The organism is Chitinophagales bacterium (assembly GCA_041392475.1).
Lineage (GTDB): Bacteria > Bacteroidota > Bacteroidia > Chitinophagales > UBA2359 > JAUHXA01.
Map to the genome: position 1 here is coordinate 1,913,409 of JAWKLZ010000001.1, position 17,887 is coordinate 1,931,295.

11 protein-coding genes are annotated in these 17,887 nt (G+C 40.7%); 1 reads left to right on the top strand and 10 read right to left on the bottom strand.

Annotated elements, in window-relative coordinates; translation table 11 throughout:
* Positions 1-50 precede the first annotated feature (50 nt).
* The 6 genes from R3E32_06910 to R3E32_06935 form a co-directional block, all read right to left on the bottom strand.
* The gene (locus R3E32_06910; GenBank protein MEZ4884456.1) at positions 51-1,010 is read right to left on the bottom strand and encodes a metal-dependent hydrolase; all 960 of its coding nucleotides are present in this window, start codon (positions 1,008-1,010) and stop codon (positions 51-53) included.
* An 18-nt stretch (positions 1,011-1,028) separates the two neighbouring features.
* Entirely contained in the window at positions 1,029-2,276 is a 1,248-nt protein-coding gene (locus tag R3E32_06915; protein ID MEZ4884457.1) for an efflux RND transporter periplasmic adaptor subunit, read from the bottom strand.
* A 140-nt stretch (positions 2,277-2,416) separates the two neighbouring features.
* Complete coding sequence (locus tag R3E32_06920) at positions 2,417-6,736, bottom strand: CusA/CzcA family heavy metal efflux RND transporter (protein ID MEZ4884458.1); 4,320 nt, start codon at positions 6,734-6,736, stop codon at positions 2,417-2,419.
* A 508-nt stretch (positions 6,737-7,244) separates the two neighbouring features.
* Positions 7,245-7,556: a DUF6660 family protein gene (locus tag R3E32_06925; GenBank protein ID MEZ4884459.1), complete on the bottom strand. Its 312-nt coding sequence runs from the start codon at positions 7,554-7,556 to the stop codon at positions 7,245-7,247.
* A gap of 86 nt (positions 7,557-7,642) precedes the next feature.
* Complete coding sequence (locus tag R3E32_06930; GenBank protein ID MEZ4884460.1) at positions 7,643-9,172, bottom strand: DASS family sodium-coupled anion symporter; 1,530 nt, start codon at positions 9,170-9,172, stop codon at positions 7,643-7,645.
* Between the two features lie 134 nt (positions 9,173-9,306).
* Entirely contained in the window at positions 9,307-11,223 is a 1,917-nt protein-coding gene (locus R3E32_06935) for a DEAD/DEAH box helicase (protein ID MEZ4884461.1), read from the bottom strand.
* A gap of 320 nt (positions 11,224-11,543) precedes the next feature.
* Between R3E32_06935 and R3E32_06940 the strand changes: the two genes are divergently transcribed.
* Positions 11,544-12,491: a CHAT domain-containing protein gene (locus R3E32_06940; protein ID MEZ4884462.1), complete on the top strand. Its 948-nt coding sequence runs from the start codon at positions 11,544-11,546 to the stop codon at positions 12,489-12,491.
* Positions 12,492-12,494: 3 nt separating this feature from the next.
* Here R3E32_06940 and R3E32_06945 read toward each other — a convergent pair whose 3' ends face one another.
* From R3E32_06945 to R3E32_06960, 4 genes are all read right to left on the bottom strand, one after another.
* Positions 12,495-13,289: an SDR family oxidoreductase gene (locus R3E32_06945; GenBank protein MEZ4884463.1), complete on the bottom strand. Its 795-nt coding sequence runs from the start codon at positions 13,287-13,289 to the stop codon at positions 12,495-12,497.
* A gap of 51 nt (positions 13,290-13,340) precedes the next feature.
* Positions 13,341-14,480 carry a VWA domain-containing protein gene (locus R3E32_06950; protein ID MEZ4884464.1) on the bottom strand — a complete coding sequence of 380 codons (1,140 nt, stop codon included), beginning with the start codon at positions 14,478-14,480 and terminating at the stop codon, positions 13,341-13,343.
* Between the two features lie 13 nt (positions 14,481-14,493).
* Entirely contained in the window at positions 14,494-16,917 is a 2,424-nt protein-coding gene (locus R3E32_06955; protein MEZ4884465.1) for a glycoside hydrolase family 2 TIM barrel-domain containing protein, read from the bottom strand.
* A gap of 74 nt (positions 16,918-16,991) precedes the next feature.
* On the bottom strand, positions 16,992-17,828 hold the full coding sequence (locus tag R3E32_06960) for a metallophosphoesterase family protein (GenBank protein ID MEZ4884466.1): 837 nt from the start codon (positions 17,826-17,828) through the stop codon (positions 16,992-16,994).
* Positions 17,829-17,887 lie beyond the last annotated feature (59 nt).

Here is a 17,887-nt window from a genome sequence, read left to right on the forward strand (position 1 = left end):
TGAGTTGCAGATGAACAGGTGCTTTTTCTTCTTTCCTATGCTTTTGAATCTTACTTGTGCCTCCCCGAAGAAAACTCAAAACCTCCATCCAAAAGCGGTGTAATTACAAAATATCCAACCGTTGGAGCTTTAACATTCTCCTTATCAACGATTCCCCTCATATCCACCTGTAAATTGTAAAACCGCAGTTTATCCCCTTCTTTTTCAACCGTATAGAATCCCTTTGCAAACCATTTCATTCTCTCCACCAAAGCTGAATTTACGTCTATCAAAAGAGAATCATTTGAAGGAAAATATACAAAAGGCAGGTGTTGGTCGTTAAGGATAGAATATTTGTGCATATACAGTCCATCCTCTGTTTTCGCCACTCCATACCAATTCACATTTGCAATGCCAACAGGCATGGTCAGCAAGGAGTGATAGGCAATGTTTTGTGCCGCTAATTCCGCTTCAAAATGTTGGATAACCTGATTTTTGACACCTAAAGTCCCCAACAAATAAAGAGTGCTGACCACGATTCCTATATAATTGAAGGTGGCTCTTGAAGGTTTGTTTTTGTAAAGGAACAAGCTGCAAATCAATCCTATCAATAAGGGAATTGTATAAACTGGATCCACCACATTGATGCTGTCAAAGCCTACTCTTTGGTCAGAAAAAGGCAAAAATAACTGTGTGCCATAAGCCGTAAACGCATCCAACAAACTGTGGGTAAACAATGACAACCAAGTAAATATCCAAAGCCTCCAATAGTTTATTGCAGTTGTCCACTTTGCTCTTTGCAGCACAAACGCTATCAAAAAAGCCCCCAATATGCTAAACAAAATCGAATGACTGAATCCCCTGTGAATACTCAACATATCAAACGAATCGTAGAAAAGATGTAAGACGACATCCAAATCGGGAATCGTGGCTACAATAGCTCCAAGAATTGCTCCTTTGTCGCCAATTTTCTTTCCCAAAATCGCTTCTCCTATTGCCGCCCCTAAAGCAGCTTGGGTCAAACTATCCATTGTTTTTGATTTTGTTTTTTAATGACTATGCTCCAAACTTCCCACCTTCGATTGAGCATATACATAATACGCTCCAACTGTCACAATCTGCTTTCCATCAGGTATTTCACCAATCACTTTGACTGCGGTAAATCCCTTATCCGTCAAACTCGGCATGACCATCACCTGCTCAAATTCCACCTCATCTGCCTCCGTTTCTGGATTGCCCACGTAGATAAAAGACGAAGCACCGTCTTTGACAATCGCCGATTCGGGCAAAGCTTGAACCGTTTGGTCATTCAACCAGATTTTGGCTTCAATAAATAAATCTTTGATGAATCGAGGTCGCTTCTTCTCCAAATGTCCATGTATCCGCACCGTTTTGTTTTCGGTATTGAACTCTTTACCAATCACATGCACTTCTCCTTCATAGCTTTCATTTTCCATTGCAGGAACGGTATAGCTGATTTTCTGCCCCTCTTTGATTTTCGCAATGTCCTTCTCAAACACATCCAACTCAAGGTGCAAGTGACTTTCATTTACAATTTCCATCAATTCTATATTCGGTTCAACATACATGCCGTTGTGCATTTTGATAGAAGTAATGTACCCTGCCATCGGTGAGACAATAGCTATTCGCTCTGCAATGTTGTCAGTAGATAAATTAGCAACAGAAATACCCAAATATTCGAGTTGTTTGGCAATTCCCTTCAATGTTGCATTGTTCCGATTCACCTGTGATTGAACTTTTTGCAAGTCTTTGGGAACACCTGCATTGGCATTGACCAGTTCTTGTTTTCGCTGCAATTCTTGGCGCAAGAAAACCATTTCTGAAGCCACTTCAAGGTATTCTTGCTGCAACGTAATAAATTCAGAATTTTCCAAATATGCCATTACAACTCCCTTTTTGACATAACTACCTTCAATGTACTGATTGCTGTTTTTGATGAATCCGCTTGATTTAGCACTAACCGATGAATAGGCATTGGGCGGCAAACCCAAAGTACCTGTTGCACTTACGAAGTCATTAATTTTCACCTCCGAAAAATCACCAAATTGGATATCCATCGTTTTGATTTGTTCTTTGGAGAGGTGAATTTCGCCTTCTTCGTGAGGTTCGTGTTCTTCGTCTTCATGATCGTGTCCATCCTCCTCCGAATGAACTGCGGTAGCACCATGATTGTGCCCATCGCCTTCTGCATGGTCGTGGTCATGACTACATGAAAACAGAAGTAGGGTAGCGATGATTAAACAAAGTGATAAGATTGAATTATTTATGATTTGCATTTGATTTATAATTTTTATTTTTTTCAGTAATGAACAATCCCGTTAAGAATTGAATATTTGTAGAAAAACCAAGAAAGTAATAACAAAACTCCATTAGGAGTTCAACACAAGATTTTTACAAAATGACATACAACTTAACGTCAATCGTCTGCCGTCAAAAACCGATACATCAACACCGCCTGATTATGCCCCAAAACTTGCTCCCAAAAATGCTTGTTATTTTGAGCCACAAGGTTGAGAACATTGAGCAGTTCGAGGTAGGAAATTTCACCCGCTTGGTAATTGAGTCGAGCAATGCGTTCCATTTCAGGGTTGATAATGTCGAGTTGCGCTCGGTAATAATCAGCTGCAACCTTGTATTGCTGAATTACCGATTCCACTTCCAAAAGTTGTTGATTATAGGTCACTTGTGCCGTTTTATATGTTGCCTGTGCTACTTCAACTTGTATTTCTTGGGCTTGGATTTTTTGTTTGATTTGTTTTTTGAACAAAGGAATTTGTATACCAGCCTGCAAACCACTCTCCCATCCTCCTTCAAAAAAGTTTTGGGCGGCATAACCGACATTGAAGTCGGGCTTTGTATTTGCTTCAATAATAGCGGTATTCGCTTTTTGCGTCAAAATGTTTTGTTGTGCCAATTGCAATTGAAGAGAACGAACACTATCTATTGGAATATAAGGAATTAACTTCAAGGTATCCATTGAAGTGACCTCCTCCTCCGTACAAAGAAGATTGGTCAATTGTTTTTCAAGGCTGGTAATTTCGAGCGTCACTTGATTCTCCCAAAGCCTGTATTCATTCATTGACGACTGAATAGACAACATTTCCATTCGATTGGTTTCACCCAAATCTGCCCTAATTTTCGCCACATCGTAGTAGGATTGATAGGTCTGAATAAGACTTTTGTACAATTCATGCAATGTTTTGCGCTGCTGCAAATCAAGATACACTTGTGACACCTTCCATTGCAGTTCCTTCTCTGTCAGTTGTTTTTGAAGATTACTTAGATTGAACCGTTCATTTTGCAGCACATTTTGGGCTTTGGTTTTGGCGGGACTTGGAAAATTTTGGGTAATCCAAAATTGATTCAAACTTTGTCCACTCCTACCCAATATAGCATCACCTTGATAGCTGATATTGGTTGCACCAGGACTGTAGGGCAAATTTTGCAGTGCTTGATTCTGTTTTACTTGCAGCTTTGAAGCCTGCATAGAAGGGTGGTTTTGAAGAGCCATGTTCACCGCTTCTTCCATGGTGATAGCCTTTTGCTGTGCCATTGCAGTGTTTCCAAAAAACAAGCAAAATCCCCACAACATGGCTATTTTTGGAATAGTCTTCAAAGGTGAGTGTTCTTTTTTTTCTTCCCAATTAGCCAGCCAACTGTACAAAATCGGCAATAGAATAAGGGTTAAGAATGTGGCAGTTATCAAACCTCCAATGACTACCGTTGCCAAAGGTCGCTGCACTTCTGCTCCGCCAGAATTGGACAATGCCATCGGTAAAAAACCCAAAGATGCAACCAAGGCTGTCATCAAAACGGGTCGAAGCCGCACTTTTGTTCCCTGCAAAATGCGCTCTCGAATGTTGGTCATGCCCTCTTTCTTCAATTGATTGAAGTAGCCAATCAGCACGATTCCATTCAAAACGGCTACACCAAATAAGGCAATAAAACCAATCCCTGCCGAAATACTAAAGGGCATTCCCCTCAACTGCAATGCCCAAATACCTCCAATGGCAGACATAGGAATGGCCGTAAAAATCAGCAATGCCTGCGATATAGAACCAAAAGTAAAATACAACAAAATAAAAATCAATGCCAATGCGAGGGGTACTGCAACTGCTAAACGGGCTGAAGCGGCTTTGAGGTTTTCAAACTGCCCCCCATAGGTGAAGTAATAACCCGTTGGCAAGGTGAGTTTTTCGTCCAATTCTGCCTGAATATTCTCCACCAAGGTTTCGACATCCGAATCACCAACATTTACACCAATAACGATACTTCGATTGGTGTTTTCTCTCGTAATCTGCATGGGTGCATCGACCAATTTAACCTCTGCAATCGCTTGCAGGGGAACTTGCGTGCCATTTTGAAGCGGAATGTATAAACTTTCAACTTGACTAATATCGCTTCGGTAACTTTCATCAAGCCTCACGACCAAGTCAAACCGTTTTTCGCCTTCATAAACTACTCCCGCTTTTTCACCTGCAAAAGCACTCTTTATCACCCGATTGACCTCCTTGACCTGTAAGCCGTACTGCGCCATTTTATCATATTTGAAGTCAATCATCACCTGCGGCATTCCCACACTTTGGTCGACCTTGACAGTTCCTGCCCCTTTGATGTTGCCAATGATTTTTTCGGCTTCTTTTGCTTTTTCAAACAAAATATCCAAATCATCGCCATACAATTTGATGGCAATATCTGCTCTCGAACCTGTCATCAACTCATTGAAGCGCATCTGAATAGGCTGCGAAAATTCGTATTTCACCCCAGGAATTCCCTCCAGCGAATGTTCCATTTTGTCAAACATCGCTTGACGGGTTTTGGCACTCGTCCACTCGGATTTGGGTTTCATGATGACCATGATATCACCTGTTTCGATGGGCATAGGGTCAGTGGGAATTTCTGCCGAGCCAATTTTGGTCACAATGTCTTCAATTTCGGGAAATTCTGCCATCAATTTTTTCTGAATAATTTTGGAGGTTTCGACACTTTGGGTGAGCGAACTTCCTGGCGGCAAAATCTGGTGCAATGCCAAATCTCCTTCCTCCAATGTGGGTATAAACTCTCCTCCCATTTGGGTGAATACATAGAAACTGACTGCAAATAAAACAATGGTAGCCAATACAAAAAAGGTTTTCAATTGAAGTGCTAATTGAAGGACTGGCTCGTATAACTTTTGAAAAAATGCCATCATTCGGTCTGCAAAAGTTTGTCTGTCAGCGACTTTTTTGTTTAAAAACAAAGCCGCCATCATCGGTACATAGGTCAAAGAAAGTATCAATGCGCCGCCAATTGCCAACATGACCGTCTGCGCCATCGGTTTGAACATTTTTCCTTCAATTCCTACTAAGGCCAGAATGGGAATATAGACCATCAAAATGATGATTTCGCCAAAAGCTGCCGAACTTCTGATGTTTATAGAAGCTGTTTGAACTTGTCTATCCATCTCATTTTGGGTGAGTTGCTGCCCTGAAAAACCGACTTTTAGGCGGTGGACAATGGCTTCTACAATGATAACGGCTCCATCTACAATCAACCCAAAATCTATCGCTCCGAGGCTCATCAAATTAGCAGAAATGCCCAAAACATTCATCATCGAAACGGCAAACAACATCGCTAAAGGAATAACCGATGCCACAATCAAACCCGCCCGCCAATTGCCGAGCAGCAAAACCAAAATGAAAATGACAATCAAGCCTCCTTCAATCAGGTTGGTTTTGACTGTACCTATTGCAGTAGAAATCAACTTGTCTCGAACCAAATACGGCTCTATTACCACACCTTCAGGCAGTGATTTTTGTACTTGTACAACTCTTTCTTTGATTCGTTCGGTAACAACTGCTGAGTTTGCGCCTTTGAGCATCATGACTGTTCCTCCGACAACTTCCTGTCCGTCACGGGTAAGCGCACCGTATCGAGGTGCTTTCCCAAATTGGACAGTTGCTATGTCTTTGACCAAAATTGACCTGCCATCTCGTACCATTACCACTATGTTTTCGATGTCGGTCAAGGACTTGGCAAGTCCGTTGGTGCGGATGTAATAAGTGTTTGGATTTTTTTCGATGTAAGCTCCACCTGTATTTTCATTACTGTTTTCGAGGGCTTCAAAAACGGCTGCTATGGTGATGTTCATCGATTTGAGCATACTTGGATTCACGGCTACTTCGTATTGTTTCAAATAGCCTCCTAATGTGTTAACTTCTACGACTCCCTCAATACCAGATAATTGCCGCTTGACTATCCAATCTTGGATGCTCCGCAATTCGGTTGGCGAATATCGGCCTTCATAGCCTGTTTTGGGTCTAACAACGTATTGGTAAATTTCGCCCAAGCCGGTAGAAATTGGAGACATTTCAGGTGTTCCTAAACCTTGAGGAATGTTTTCTTCGGCTTGTTTGAGGTGTTCACTGACCAATTGACGAGCGAGATACACATCCATTTTTTCTTCAAATACCACTGTGACAACCGATAATCCAAAACGAGATATTGAGCGAATTTCCTCCAATTGCTGTATGTTTTGCAGCGACAATTCGATGGGTGTGGTGATAAATTGTTCTATTTCTTGGGTCGCTAAAGAGGGCGAAGTGGTGATGACTTGTACTTGATTGTTAGTAATATCAGGTACTGCGTCAAGTGGTAGCTGCTGTATAGAATACAAACCCCACAAAATAAGAGCTGCAACTAACAATATAATTATCAGCTTATTGTGGATGGAATAAGCAATTATTTTATCAAACATTTATTTTATTTTTTGATTGAGTTGACTTTTTCGCTTCACTTTGAAGCCAACTTTCCCTAAAAAATTATTGGAGTTTTGGGTATGAAAAGGTTTTTATATTTAACATTGCTGATATTCAAGTCCTATTGGAGTTGAGATATTTACTCTACCCAATAATTTTTTTGTGATTATTTTGATTTCATTCTACTTTAATTGGACTTTGGACGAAGGAGCAAAGATGCAAGAAGTAAGAGCTTAATTGATTAATAACCAATTATTTGCACCCAATCACGTCAATGAGTTAAAATTTTGATTATCAACTTTTTATATCTTGCATCTTACTTCCTACTTCTTTCGTCCAAAGTCTAATACTTTAAAAGTCTGTTTTTTTGACAAATATTGTGAAATGAGACTACGGTAGGTTATCCTCTGAAAGGTTGTAAAGGTATTTTATGAAAGATTAATTATTTACGAAACGAAACTACCGAAGTCTTTATTAGACAGACTTTTCCCACAAAAAAATGAGGTATCACAAGGCTGGCGGATGCCAGATATTGGAGATAAAGGAAAAAACGTAATTGAAGGAATAGAAAAAACTATATCCTTGATTTTGCACAGGAGGTGCTGTTTCACAACTTACTTGAAGGTTTTCAGTCGTGAAGGTAATTCCGCAACAAGAACACAGACAAAAAGGCGGACAATGGTCTTGTTCGTTTTCTGAATGGTCGTGTGACATATGGGATTCCATCATATTGTTCTCTTCACACGCATATACATCTGTGCAAGGCAACACAGATAATGTGAGTAAAAAGAAGGATAATATGATGGATAGGTATTTCATTTGTTATTATTGGATACTACAAATGTAGGACATTTTTTGTGCAATTGGGTTGCAGGTGTTCATTCTAGCAAGCCTTTGCTTTGTTATCATTTCGTCATCCACTCCAATGGAAAACTTGAAGGGTTGAAATCCCACAAATAAGGCAGTATGAAGTAGGTAATAATTGTCAATAATATAATCGAAAGAACATTCATCCAAATGCCTGCTCGCACCATGTCTGGAATCGTCAAATAACCCGAACCAAAAACTACTGCATTGGGTGGAGTCGCAACAGGTAACATAAAGGCACAAGAAGCGGCGACCGTTGCACCTACCATCAATATGTAGGGGTGTACGCCAATAATCACTGCCATTGAAGCTAAGACAGGCAAAATCATGGCAGTTGTGGCAAGATTGGAGGTGATTTCGGTGAGAAAATTGACCGCAGCCACCAATACCAACAAGAGTAAAAACAATGGCACGTGTTCCAACAAGGTCATTTGATTGCCTATCCAAAGTGCCAAACCGCTGCTTTTGAAACCTTCTGCCAAAGCCAATCCTCCTCCAAATAGCAACAAAATACCCCACGGCAATTTCACTGCTTCTTCCCATGTAAGAATAGTTCTTTTTTTGTCTTTTGAAGCAGGTAATAAAAAAAGGACTATCCCTGCAATGATAGCAATAATGGTGTCGTCTATTTGTGCAAGAGCCGTATTTTGATACAATTCAATGTCTGCATCTGAATAAGTGGATTGGATAAAATTTTGAAGTGGTGAACGTCCAATCCATGCTATAGCAGTTGCTACAAAAACCACCAGAACGGTTTTTTCTTCATAGCTGATTCTACCCAGTTTTTGCAGTTGTCTTTTGATTTCTGCTTTGCCGCCGGGGAAGGAAGTTTGGGTGAATTTGAAGGCAAAAGTGGTCAAGTATTTCCAGCACAAAAATAGTAAACTAATCGAAATGGGCAAGCCAAATACAATCCATTTGGAGAAGGTGATTTCAATGCCATACATTTCTTGTACAATACCTGCCAAAACCAAATTGGGAGGTGTACCAATTAGGGTTGCCATTCCACCTATGGAAGCGCTGTAAGCTATTCCCAACATAAGGGCTTTGCCAAATATCAAGTTTTCGTTTTCGTTGGTATTGGGATTGTCTCTCAATTGGGCAACAATTGCCATACCGATTGGCAACATCATCACGGAAGTCGCTGTATTGGAAATCCACATTGATAGAAATGCAGTGGCCACCATAAAACCCAAAATGATACTTTTGATGTTGGTTCCAATAAAGTTGATGATATTGAGGGCGATGCGTTTGTGTAAATTCCAGCGTTCAATAGCAATAGCCAAAATAAAACCTCCTATGTATAAAAAGACGTATTTGTGTCCGAAGGAGGCAGTTGTATCACTTAGACTCAGACCACCTGTGAGTGGAAACAAAATGATAGGCAAAAGTGAGGTAACAGCAATGGGTATGGCTTCGGTAATCCACCAAACTGCTATCCACAAAGTGGAGGCAAGAATGGCGTTTGCTTCTTTACTCATTCCTTCGGGATGGAAGAATTGAAGGGTTAATAGAAAGAGTGTTGGCCCAAGTAGTAAGCCTATTTTTTTGGAGTCTATGCTTTCCATATTTTTAGATTTTCAATTGACAAAAGATTTTTTACAAAAAATCGGTACATAGATTGTTTAATCCATGTACCGATTATGCAGTATATCTTATTTTTGAAGTTAAGATACATTTTCTATTTCATTTTGTTAGAACATTACACCTTTCTAGCCTTTTTGTCTTTCTTTCCTTTTCGTTTCCATTCACTTTTAATACTGCTTCCGCCTCCATTTCTACTGCTTCCTCTGCTCGTTGTATCCTTTGTCTTTTTTCGTTTTTTCCCTTTCCAAGCATTGTCTCTTGGACCTTCATCCATGCCAAAATTACTTTGTTTATTGGTAACAGTGGGTTCTACAACCAAGTCATCATTACCGTGGGTTTTTCCTTGCATTCCCAACAATAATTCTTGCTCATACTTAGCGTCCAATTCAAAAAAGGAAAAGTTGCGGAGGATTTCTATCTTGCCAATTTCGGCATCTGTTCTACCGATAGAATCATTGATTAACTCAATTAGATTCAACGGAGTAAGATGGTTTTTCTTGCCGACATTGAGGTAAAAACGCTTCATAGAAATAGATCCAGAATCTGAAAACTCACCAGAACGTGACGTTCTTTCTGACCTTTCCGTTCTTTCTGACCTTGGCTTTCTTTCAGGTCTATCGGATCTTTCTGACCGTGGTGTTCTTTCTGCTAATTCGGCTTTCGAAGTCCTTGTTTTTTTCTCCCTATCTCTATTTCTGTCTTTGGAATAAATGTTGATGTCGTAAGAACCTTTGTAGTAGTCGAAAAGGCGATTGAGTTCGATGGACAAAAATTTCTGTATCAATTCTTCTCGACTCAGACTTTCGAATCGTTCGTAAATCATTTCCAAGTGTGGTGTAATCGAAGATTCATTGACCTCAGTGTTTTCCACTTTACTCATATAAGCAGAAAGTTGCTCCTTGTTGATGTCTTCAACCGTTGGAATCATTTTGCGCTCAATCTTCTTGCTAAGTTTTCTTTCGAGCTGCGAAATTTTACCTCTTTCCTTTGAGTTGATGAGCGCAATGGCAATACCACTTTTTCCTGCTCTACCTGTTCGACCGCTTCGGTGAATGTAGGTTTCCATATTGTCAGGTAGGTGGTAGTTGATTACGTGTGTGAGGTCATCTACATCCAATCCACGTGCCGCCACATCTGTTGCAACCAACAATTGCAGTGTTCCTTTTCTGAAACGTTTCATCACATAATCTCTTTGTGATTGTGATAAATCACCGTGCAAGGCTTCTGCATTATAGCCATCTTGACTCAATTTGTCGGCAATTTCTTGGGTATCTCTTCTTGTTCTGCAAAAAATAATACCGTAAATGTCGGAGCTTAAATCAACGATTCTTTTGAGTGCTTCAAATTTGTTTTTGGAGTGAACCATGTAGTAGTGATGGTCTAAATTTGCAGCACCTTCATTGGTCGTACCCATTTGAATTTCATGCGGTTGATGCATGAAATTTTTCACCATCGAATTAATGCCGCTTTGTTTGGTTGCCGAAAAAAGCAAGATTTGTTTTTCTTCAGGTGTCTCGGCCAAAATCGCATCCAATTCATCTTTGAAGCCCATACTCAACATTTCATCTGCTTCGTCCAAAATCAACCATCCGATGTTTTGAATGTGTAGTTTTTTGCGGCGAATCAAATCCAATGTACGCCCTGGCGTTCCTACCACTATCTGAACACCTGCCTTCAATCCTCTCAATTGTATGTCTATTCTTTCCCCACCATATACTGCCATTACGCTTACATCGGGTAGGTATTTGATAAATGTTTGGAGGTCTTTGGAAATTTGAAGGCACAATTCACGAGTAGGACACAATACCAATGCCTGTGTCTTACGAGAGGAATCGTCTATTTTGTGAATTACAGGTAGCCCAAATGCAGCCGTTTTTCCAGTACCTGTTTGGGCAAACGCTAACAGGTCGTTGTCAGAAGATAAAATATAGGGGATTGCTTCTTCTTGTATAGGCGTGGGCGTTTCAAAACCCAAATCAGAGACCGCCTTTATTATTTCCGATTTCAAGCCCAGTTCTTCAAAAGTCATCATGCAATAAAAATTAATAAACGTTAATTGTAAATTCTGAATTATGATGACCGCAAAGCCTGCTTGATTGTTTTTTTTGAAGACGAATCTCTAAACTTGCCAATACCAAATCATTATAACCCAAATGGACATTTTTTCTATTTGTCCTATTCTTTAAGATGGCAAAGGTACGGAAAAAAGAGAAACTATTGTTTTTTTCTACATGCCTACGATTGAGTTGGTTGTTATGTTAGTTGTTTTTTGCTAAACCCATCCACTGGAGTTTGGCAGAATTGCAGAAAAAGCGTATCATTGAACATTCATTACAAAACAAACCCCATTCTATGTGTAGCACTTACCAAGATGTACGAAATTTATTGGCCAAAGGGAAATTGAATAAAGCCATTGAATGTGCTTTGGCTATTGCCGAACAAACACAAGAAAATAGACATACTCAAAATCTCATTTCTATCTCTGCTCGAAACCATAGAAATGAAGATAGCCACAATAAGGGGATTTTGGGTCAAAATGACTACAATATAGAGTCGGCTCGCATCACCTTTTCACTGCAATCTGAGTTGGACGAAATGGAAGAGGATTATCCCAATTTGCATCTTTCTTCTTACGAAGACGCTATCAAGAATCGAAGTGAGGTGACAGGGAATGACAACATTGTGATACAAGACATAGGCAGCAGTCAAATCAACTTTGGTAAAAAAGATGAAAAAATCAAACAAAAAATCCTTTTTCTTGCTGCCAATCCCAGCAATCAAGCGAGCTTACAGACTGATAAGGAGTACCGCATCATCAGTGAGCGCATGAGACGAAACGAGCACTATGAACTTTTGCATCCTCAATTTGCGCTTACCATCGAAAATTTGGTCATTGCGATGAACCAAAAACCTCATATAGTGCATTTTGCAGGACATGGCGAACAATCGGGTATCATCATCACCAACGACCAAAACAATCCACAACTCATGCCGACTAGAGCTCTTAGCCGTTTGTTTCGACAGCACAAAGAGGGCATCCAAATGATTTTGTTGAATGCCTGTTATTCTGAATCTCAAGCAAAAGTTTTGTCAGAATTGGGCATGTATGTCATTGGCATGAGCAAGGCAGCTGAGGACGATGCGGCTTTGGACTTTGCATCGGGTGTGTATATTGGTTTGAGTGAAGGGAAAGATGTTGAAACGGCTTATGATGATGCGATGATCATTATTGAAGTCAAACATCCTCAATTTGCGGATTTACCGAAAGTTTGGAAAGACGGAGTTTTGTTGGATATTTGAGTTTCAAGTCGTCTTCACACTCCTCATCATCTTAAACAACAAACTGGGTGCAAATCGCCTCAAATACGCCGCCATTTTCTCTTTTCCACCTGCAATCAACAATTCTGAATCATTTGATTTTATGGATTTTACAATCATTGCAGCACATTTTTCTACTGCAATACCATTCGCAATGGCTTTATCCGTTACGCCATGTTTTTTGCCATCTCCCTCCAAAGCATTTTTTGAAATATTGGTTTGAACAGAACCAGGCGTGATCACCAAAACTTGAATGTTATCTCCATGAACTTCGGCTCGCAAACTATCCATAAATCCAATAACCGCATGTTTTGCAGCACAATAAGCACTTCGCATCGGAGTTCCTAATTTCCCTGCAATGCTGCTAAGCGTGACAATATGCCCACTTTTTCGCTGTAAGAAATGGGGTAAAAGGGCTTTGGTCAAGGTGATAACCGAAAAATAATCCAGTTCCATGATTTTTCGATCCACCTCCAAACGGGTGTCTTTCACCAAAGAACGCTGCGAAATACCTGCATTATTAATCAAGATGTCAATGGAATTCACTTTTTGCAGCACTTCTTCAACGGCTGCTCCAATTTTGTCCGTTTCCAACAAATCCATCGGCCATATAAGGTGTCCTTCGCCTTTCAATTCTGCCTGAACTTCCTGCAACTTTGCTACATTCCGAGCAGTCAAAATGATGCTTGCTCCTTCCTCAGCTAATTGAAGGGCTAAAGCTTTCCCTATTCCTTCGGAAGCTCCTGTAATCCAGATGGTTTTCTCTTTGAAGTATTGCATGGGTTATTATTGAAGTAAAAAATAGAAAACAAAGCTACCAAAAAAGCATTTTCAAAACCGCATTTCTTTCACCACTCTTTCCAAACTCTCCAAATTGTGAAAAGGCAACAAAAGGTCAATATAAGGCATAGCGGCTTTCATACCAACAACTTCGGGAGTCCAATCCGAACTACCTGCCAATGGATTGAGCCACAATACCTTTAGTGCCTTGCGATGCAAAAAACGCATATTTTCGCTGACCAATTCAGAATCACCTGTATCCCATCCATCGCTGAGAATGATGACCAAAGTTTTGGAATCGAGCATTTTGTGGGAAAACTCCTGATTGAATTGCTGCAAAGATGCACCAATTTTGGTACCCCCCGACCAAGTATCTACTTTTTGGATTACATCTTTGACCGATTTTTGCAAAGATTGCTGGGTCAATTCTTTGGAAATAGGATACAATTTTGTGCTGAATGCAAAGGTCTGAACTTTGGGGAAAAGCTTCTGGAAGGCAAACATGAACTGTATAAAAAATTGACTGTACAGTGCCATCGAACGACTGACATCACACAAAACAACTACCTTCAGTTCATTTTTTTTCTTTTTGCGATACGCAATGTTCACTATTTCTGCTTGCCGTACAATGTTTTGGCGGATGGTTTTTTTGAGGTCAATTTGTTCCTTTTGATGGGTTGTTTGGAAGCGGCGGCTTCTGCGATTGGCGATTTTGTCGACCAGCTTTTTCACCCATTTGAAGACTTCTTTCAATTCATCTTCGTCAAAATCTGGGAACTCTCCTCCTCCTTTTGCTTCCACATTGGAGTAACTTGCTACCTCCTCTTCTTCCTCGTTTCGATTGCCGTTCAGCCAATTTTTCAAGGCTTGAAAACTGATTTTCTGCTGGTTAGAAGGTTTTGGCTTTTCCTTTTCCTCTAATACTTCCTTTATTTTGCTGTCCACTGCTCTATCCAATTCTCGCCAATATTGATGGTACAATTTGGGAAATTTCTGCAATTGCAGGGGAGTGCGGCAAAGAGCAGTTTGAAGGCACAATTGCAGTTGTTCGGGTGACTCGTAGGGTTGTATGATTTCCATGGCTTGCAGGGCATCTTTTTCTTCTGCAATGCCGATATTGAAGCCGTTTTTGCGTAGAAAACGACAGAAGGCTACAATGTTGGCGGAGAGTTGGGTTTGGCGGTTGGTCATTATTTTTACAAATTTATCTTACTGAAACACTGGTTTTTCCTGTCTTCAATCCTTTTGCAGTAGCTTCAATCGTCACCTCTCCTTTGGTAAATTCTGAACCTACAATCAACATCGCTTTGCCATAAAATAAATTCACCATATTGGATTTGAAGGGAGTAAAAGATTGAGGATTGCCATTGCCGACTCCTGCAATTTTGGCGTTTCCCTTGAGTTGAATGGTGATTTCATGATTGGCTAAAGGACAAACATTTCCTTCTTTATCAATGGCTTCAATCAATACGTAAGACAAATCTTTGCCATCTGCCTGAATGGTTTTGCGGTCTGGAGTCAGTTTGATTTGGTAGGGTTCTTTTGCAGTTTTTAAACTTTGTTCACCGATTTTTGCACCTTCTTTGTAGGCAACTGCTTTGAGTTCGCCCTCTTCATAAATGACTTCTTTCCACATCAATCTAAAGCGTTCGGTTGAATTTTCGGATTTTGGATTTTTGCATTTTTTGCCGAGCGATTTGCCGTTCAAAAACAGTTCGGCACATTCGCCGTTGGTGTACACAAATACAGGAACTTCCTTGCCGATTCGATCTTTCCAGTTCCAATGTGGTAGAATGTGAATGGTGGTTTCGTCTGGTTTCCAATAACTTTTGTAGAGGTAAAAACGATCTTTGGGAATTCCACACAAGTCGACTACACCAAAATAGGAACTTCTAGAAGCTTCTTTGTCGGTCATTCCGTTTTCCTTTGTCCAATCGTTGTTGTAGGGAGTCGGTTCGCCCAAATAGTCAAAACCCGTCCAAATAAATTCTCCTGCAATGTAGGGTTCTTCTTGCTGCCACATGAAATCATCGTCCGCCAATTCTGCCCAATAAGGAGCGTTCATATCGTAGGAGCTTACCTGCAGAGATGTGGTAAAGGCGGTTTTATCTTCGGGCAGAGGCAATTCATAAAAACCTCTCGTACTGAGCGTTGAAGCTGATTCACTGATAATTACCGCTTTGTTCGGCTCTAATTGACGGGCCAAACGATACCTGCGTCCATAGTTCCAACTGTGCACATCGTAGAAATCAAAATGCCGCAATTTGGCACTTTCGTAGCTATCACAAACCAAAGTGTTGGGGCGAGTCGGATCGTATTTCTCCAAATAGTTGATCATGGTCTTCAATCGGTGAAAACCATTGTCTTTGTTCCACTGTACATCTCCAATCTCATTGCCCACACTCCACAAAAATATGGAAGGATGGTTTCTGTCTCTCACCACAAAATTCCGGATATTTCGATGGGCAAAATTATCAAAATCGGTGGTATCCACTATATCTGCTTTGCCATCGTACTTATCAAATACTTCGTTGAAGACCAACATTCCCACTTCATCACATAAATCCAAAAGTTCGGGGGCAGCGACATTGTGACTCGTTCTGATGGCATTGCAGCCCATGTCTTTCATGATTTGCAATTGTCTTTCCATTGCTCGCTTATTGAAGGCTGTACCCAATGGGCCGTGATCGTGGTGCATGTTGACTCCCTTCAATTGCACTCGTTTGTCGTTCAATAAAAAACCGTTGTTGGCAGTGAATTCAATGGTTCGCACGCCAAAAGTTGAAGAATAATCGTCTATTTTTTTACCTTCTTTGTAAATCTCTGTTTCAACGGTGTATAAATGTGGATGTTCTATGTCCCATTTTCGGGGATTGGAGAGGGTGAAAGTGGTTTCTATTCTTTTGCTTTTTTGAGCTGAGAGCGTTGCAGCTAGTTCTTGTTCCGCTACTTGTTTTCTGTCAACAGTAAAAATTTTGTGTTTGATTCGTACCTCTTGTGCTGCATCCAAAGTATTGTTAAGTGTGGTCGCTATTTGGACATCTGCATAATGAGGCTTCACAATTGGCGTGGTGATATACGTTCCCCAAATCGCTACGTGAATGGGCTGAACGGCAATCAATTGCACCTTTCGGTAAATGCCTGCTCCGGGATACCATCGGCTGTCGTGTTGTCGGGTATCTACATGAATGGCAAGCGTGTTCGTTCCTTCAAAATTGACAAAATCGGTGATGTCCAGATAGAAAGAATTGTAGCCATAATCCCATTTCCCCACCAATTTTCCATTCAAGTACACGCTAGGAAAAGCCATGATTCCATCCAACAAGAGGTACAAGATTTTGCCTTTGTCGCTGGGTGAAATATCCAAATTCCTCCGATACCACGCTTCTGCTTTCCACGGTAGTTTACCCGTATTGCCATCACCCTCTACTTCAAAACCTTCTTCTACCGCCCAATCGTGTGGCACACTAACTGTCGCCCAATCGGCATCATTGAAGTCGGTTTGGTGTGCCATTTCATTTGCGCCTTTGGCAAATTTCCACTCTGTTTGAAGCTCGGTAACGGCTCTCGTTTGAGCAAGGACGAATAGGGGGAAAAATAGGATAAAAAGAAATTGTATGATTTTCAATATTTGGTAGTATTTAGTAAAGAATAAAAATAACAATTAAACTGGATAACCCAAGGCTTCTACCAAAATTCAACTTAAAAACAAATTTCTATTCCCTGCAATTTCGTCTCCGAGTCTGGCAAAACCTCACAATTGTCCCAAAGCCCTGTCACCAAAGTTTTGGCGTATTCAGGTGTAAGGCTATAAAGTCCCATCAAACGGGCAGTTTCTTCGCAATTGTAGTCAAATGAATGGTGAGAAAAAGCAAGGCTTCTCTCCTTTTCCGCTTCCAAAACCATGTACCAAACCCTCGTTGTGCCATCATTGGCAGGCATTCCGATTACTCCAGCATTTAGCCAATACTGCCCATTTCGGACATCGTGAAAAGGCAAGCCACAATGCCCAGCCAAAACTATATCTACCTTTCCCTGCTCCAAATTTGCAGCCTTTACCTCCCAAGAGGTGGATTTAAACACAAACTCCGCAGTCTCCTGCAATGATCCATGTACCACCAAACCTTGCAGCCCTGCTAATTCAAAGCTAATGAAATCAGGCAATTCCCACATCCAATCAATACATGCCTCACTCAATCGCCTTTTGGCAAAAGGATACCATTGCCCCGAAAATAAATTACAGCGACTCCCCTCATCAAAATTACATCCACAGTCCTCCTCTCCTTCTCGCAATTGAATCTCCACATTTCCTGCAATGGTGTGAATTCCCCAATCCATCACTTTTTGTACACATTCTTCTGGCTGAGCGCAATATGCCACTACATCCCCTGTACAGATAATATTTTGAGGCGCAATTTGCAGTTCCTCCGCAATCGCTATCATTCGCTCCAATGCCTGTAAATTGCTATACACTCCACCGAAAACCAAGGTTTTTCCTTTGAGTACTCCAATATCTTTGGTTGTTTTGATTCTATCCATCTCAATCCATCTGTTTTGTATTTTTGGCAAATCATTTCTGGTTCACATCGGTAAATTAG

Coding starts and splice junctions, on each gene's coding strand:
- R3E32_06930 (MEZ4884460.1), bottom strand. CDS start 9,172: ATGGAAAGCATAGACTCCAAAAAAATAGGCTTACTACTTGGGCCAACA.
- R3E32_06915 (MEZ4884457.1), bottom strand. CDS start 2,276: ATGCAAATCATAAATAATTCAATCTTATCACTTTGTTTAATCATCGCT.
- R3E32_06925 (MEZ4884459.1), bottom strand. CDS start 7,556: ATGAAATACCTATCCATCATATTATCCTTCTTTTTACTCACATTATCT.
- R3E32_06940 (MEZ4884462.1), top strand. CDS start 11,544: ATGTGTAGCACTTACCAAGATGTACGAAATTTATTGGCCAAAGGGAAA.
- R3E32_06920 (MEZ4884458.1), bottom strand. CDS start 6,736: ATGTTTGATAAAATAATTGCTTATTCCATCCACAATAAGCTGATAATT.
- R3E32_06950 (MEZ4884464.1), bottom strand. CDS start 14,480: ATGACCAACCGCCAAACCCAACTCTCCGCCAACATTGTAGCCTTCTGT.
- R3E32_06935 (MEZ4884461.1), bottom strand. CDS start 11,223: ATGATGACTTTTGAAGAACTGGGCTTGAAATCGGAAATAATAAAGGCG.
- R3E32_06910 (MEZ4884456.1), bottom strand. CDS start 1,010: ATGGATAGTTTGACCCAAGCTGCTTTAGGGGCGGCAATAGGAGAAGCG.
- R3E32_06960 (MEZ4884466.1), bottom strand. CDS start 17,828: ATGGATAGAATCAAAACAACCAAAGATATTGGAGTACTCAAAGGAAAA.
- R3E32_06945 (MEZ4884463.1), bottom strand. CDS start 13,289: ATGCAATACTTCAAAGAGAAAACCATCTGGATTACAGGAGCTTCCGAA.